The organism is Martinezella calliandrae, from assembly GCF_030272695.1.
Taxonomy (GTDB): domain Bacteria; phylum Pseudomonadota; class Alphaproteobacteria; order Rhizobiales; family Rhizobiaceae; genus Rhizobium; species Rhizobium calliandrae.
Window position 1 is genome coordinate 1 of sequence record NZ_JARFYN010000243.1, and the last position, 324, is coordinate 324.

Here is a 324-nt window from a genome sequence, read left to right on the forward strand (position 1 = left end):
CGATGCGGCTGTGCAGTCGCGCCAGCTTTGCCTTGGCCTTGCGGCGATTGGCCGAGCCTTTTCGCTTGCGAGACAGGCTACGGCTCGTCCGCCGCAACCGTTTGAGCAATGCGGTATGCGCTTTTGGACCGGTAATAGCGCTGCCATCGACAAGCGTTGCCAGCGTGGCAATGCCCAGATCGACGCCCACGCTGGCCTGAGGCTGCTCTACGGCCACAACATCGACGGTCTCAACCATGATGCTGACGAACCAGCGGTCTCAACGCGGCTGACCGTGACGCGCTTGAGCTTGCCAGTGAACCGCACCGCTTCTCGCATTCGCAC

Annotated in this window: 1 protein-coding gene; it reads right to left on the reverse strand. The window is 62.3% G+C overall.

Going from position 1 to position 324, the window contains the following annotated elements:
* Positions 1-238 (reverse strand): transposase (locus tag PY650_RS36935; protein ID WP_285885063.1); only part of this gene is annotated, 238 nt, incomplete at its 3' end.
* Between the last annotated feature and the right edge of the window lie 86 nt (positions 239-324).